Genomic DNA, 3,739 nt, shown 5'->3' on the forward strand with positions numbered 1-3,739 from the left:
CACCGCCGTCACCGGCTCGTCCCGCAGCGCTGCGGCGACCGCTTCCGCGTCCGCCACGTCACAGGCCACCGCCCGCACCTTCGCCGAAGCGAGCTCCTCGACCAGCCCGGCATCCCCACCGGAACGGGACAGCAACAGCAGATCACGAACCCCGTGCGCCTCGACCAGATGCCGGGCCACCAGACCACCGAGCGTGCCGGTCGCACCGGTCACGACGACCGTGCCGTCACCGAACTCCACCGGAGCGGACGCGGAACCCGACAGGCGCACCAGACGCGGCGCGGACACCACGCCCTCGCGCACCAGCGCCTGCGGCAGCGGATAGAACACGTCCTCGGACGCGTCCACCAGGTGGAGCCGGTCCGGGTGCTCGGCCTGCGCCGACCGCACCAGACCCCACAACGCGGCACCGTCCGCGTCGGCGATCTCCGCGCCTTCCGCACCGAACGTCCGCACCACCAGGCGCGATTCGGACCACGCCGCGTCGGCCAGCCACGCCTGAAGCAGCGCCAACAGCGCGGCAGCCCGCTCCCGGGCCGCACCCGCCGCCGTCGCATCCACCAACAGCACCGGCACCGGCACCGGCAGCGCGTCACCGAGACGCATCACCGCACCCGGCACCTCGGCCGCCACCTCCTGCGGGGCCCAGTCCACGGCGTAGAGCAGACGCTCGGCCGCCGCCGCTCCCGGGCGGACGGACGAGACCGGGCGCAGCACCAGGCCGTCGACCTCGGCGACCGGTGTGCCGGACGCGTCGGCGAGCAGCAGCCGTACGGTGTCGGCGCCTCCGGCCAGGGTCAGGTGCGCCCGAAGCCGCGTACCGGCCGGCCCGAAGGACCGGAAGCCGGTGACGGCGAACGGGAGCCGGACGTCGCCGTCGGTGAACAGGCCGCCGGCGGCGATCGCGTGCAGTACCGCGTCGAACAGCGCCGGGTGCAGCGCGTACCCGGCGGTCGCGTGATCGAGCTCGACCTCGGCGAACACCTCCTCGCCGCGCTTCCAGACGCCCTTCAGACCCTGGAACGCGGGGCCGTAGGCGAGCCCGCCGGCCGCTGTCTCCGGGTAGAAACCGGAGAGGTCCAGCGGGTCGGCGCCGGTCGGCGGCCAGGAGACCAGGTCCACCTCGGCGGGCGACCGCTCGTCCGCGGCGGCCAGCACGCCCGTGGCGTGCGTCGTCCAGGGGTCGTCGTCCTCGGCGCGGGCGTGCACCGACAGCGCGCGCCGGCCGTCGGCGTCGGGCGCGGCGACGGTGGCGCGGAGCTGGACACCACCGCGCTCGGGCAGCGGCAGCGGAGCCTGCAGCAGCAGTTCCTCCACGACCGGGGCACCGGCTCGCTCGCCGGCCGCGCGGGCCATCTCGGCCAGCGCGGTCCCCGGTACCAGCGGACTGCCCTGCACGACGTGGTCGGCCAGCCACGGGTGGGTGCGCAACGACAGCAGGCCGGTGAGCAGCGTCGTCGCCGCGTCGGGGGCCTCGACGGCCGCTCCGAGCAGCGGGTGGCCGGTCTCGGCCAGCCCGAGGCCGATCGCGTCGCGGCTCGCGCCGGTCCGCGGCCGGGGCCAGTAGCGCCGGCGCTGGAAGGGGTAGGTGGGCAGCTCGACCCGGGGGGCGCCGGTGCCGTCGAACACGGCGGGCCAGTCGACCCGCTGGCCCCGTACGTACAGCTCGGCCAGCGCCGTCAGCAGCACGGCGGGCTCGTCCCGGTCCCTGCGCAGTCCGGCCACCGCCACGGCCTCCGGGCAGAGCACGCCCGCCAGGACGGCGAGCACGCTGTCCGGGCCGAGTTCCAGGATCCGGTCCGCGCCCAGGGCCACGGCCGCGTCGGCGAAGCGGACCGGGCGGCGGACCTGGTCGACCCAGTACTCGGGGTCCGACCACTGACCGGGCGTCACCGGAGTGCCGGTCACCGTCGAGACGGCGGGGACCGCCGGGTCGACGAGGCCGACCGTCTCCACGACCGTGCGGAACTCCGCCAGCATCGGCTCCATCAGCCGGGAGTGGAACGCGTGGCTGGTCCGCAGGCGGGACGTCTTCCAGCCCCGCTCGGCCACCAGCTCGGCGATCGCCACGATGTCGTCCTCGGCACCGGAGACGACCACCGCGTCCGGCCCGTTGACCGCCGCCAGGTCGATGTCCGGGAACGCCTCCCGCACCTCGCCCTCCGACGCCCCGACCGCCAGCATCGCGCCGCCCGGGGGCAGCGCCTGCATCAACCGGCCCCGCGCCACCACCAGCTTCGCCGCATCCTTCAGCGTGAGGACCCCGGCGGCGTACGCGGCCGTGATCTCACCGACCGAGTGACCCGCCACGACATCCGGCGTGACACCCCACGAGCGGACCAGCGCCAACAGCGCCACCTCCACCGCGAAGATCGCGGGCTGCGCCCAGCCGGTCAGGTCCAGCCGCTCCCGGTCCTCCAGGACCTCGTGCAGCGGGAGGCCGAGCGCGGCGCACACCTCGTCGAAGGACGCGGCGAACACCGGGAACGCCTCGGACAACTCGCGACCCATGCCGACCCGCTGCGACCCCTGACCGGTGAACACCACCGCCAGCCGGCCGTGCCCGGCGACCCCGGTCAGCGGGTGGGATCCGGCGGCCACCGCCGCCAGGCCCTCGTCCAGTGCAGCCTGGTCGGCGGCCACGACGACCGCGCGGTGCCGCAGCGCCGCGCGCCGGGTCAGCGCCCGGGCCAGGCCCGTGACCGGTGCGTCCAGTCCGTAGAGCTGTTCGGCCTGGGCACGCAGCCCGGCCTCGTCGGCGGCGGTGAGGACGACGGGGGCCGCCGGCCGTGCACGCAGCGGCAACTCGTCCGACCCGGTGGCCGGTTCGGTGAGCGGCACGCCTTCGAGGATGACGTGGGCGTTGGTGCCGCTGATGCCGAACGAGGATACCCCGGCCCGGCGCGGCCGGTCGGTCGCGGGCCACTCGCGGGCCTCGGTCAGCAGCTCGACCGCACCGGCCGACCAGTCGACCTGGGACGACGGCTCGTCCACGTGCAGCGTGCCGGGCAGCACGCCGTGCCTCATCGACTGCACCATCTTGATGATGCCCGCGACACCGGCCGCCGCCTGCGTGTGCCCGAGGTTCGACTTCACCGAACCCAGCCACAGCGGCTCGCCGGAGCGGTCGCGCCCGTACGTCGCCAGGAGGGCCTGGGCCTCGATCGGGTCGCCCAGCGGCGTGCCCGTCCCGTGCGCCTCCACCACGTCGACGTCGCCGGCGTCGAGCCGTGCGTTGGCCAGCGCCTGACGGATCACCCGCTGCTGCGACGGGCCGTTGGGCGCGGTCAGACCGTTCGACGCACCGTCCTGGTTCACCGCACTGCCCCGCACCACCGCCAGGACGGGGTGGCCCAGGCGCTCGGCATCGGCCAGCCGCTCCACGAGCAGCATGCCGACACCCTCGCCCCAGCCGGTGCCGTCGGCGCCGTCCGCGAACGACTTGCACCGGCCGTCGGCCGCGAGACCGCGCTGCCGCGAGAACCCGACGAAGGTGTTCGGGGTACCCATGACGGTCACGCCGCCGGCCAGCGCCGCGTCACACTCCCCGCTGCGCAGCGCCTGCACCGCCAGGTGCAGAGCGACCAACGAGGACGAACACGCCGTGTCGACCGTGACCGCCGGACCCTCCAGACCGAAGGTGTACGACACCCGGCCCGACGCGATGCTCCCGCCGGTGCCCATGAAGCCCTCGGCACTGTCGTCCGAGGCCCCCAGCACCATCGAGTAGTCGTTGTAC

The 3,739-nt window shown here is 75.2% G+C and carries 1 protein-coding gene; it reads right to left on the reverse strand.

What is annotated here, in order from left to right:
• Positions 1 to 3,739 (reverse strand): type I polyketide synthase (locus tag PUR61_RS01535; protein ID WP_329874811.1); only part of this gene is annotated, 3,739 nt, incomplete at both ends.

Source organism: Streptomyces sp. BE20 (assembly GCF_036322525.1).
In the GTDB taxonomy this organism is placed as follows: domain Bacteria; phylum Actinomycetota; class Actinomycetes; order Streptomycetales; family Streptomycetaceae; genus Kitasatospora.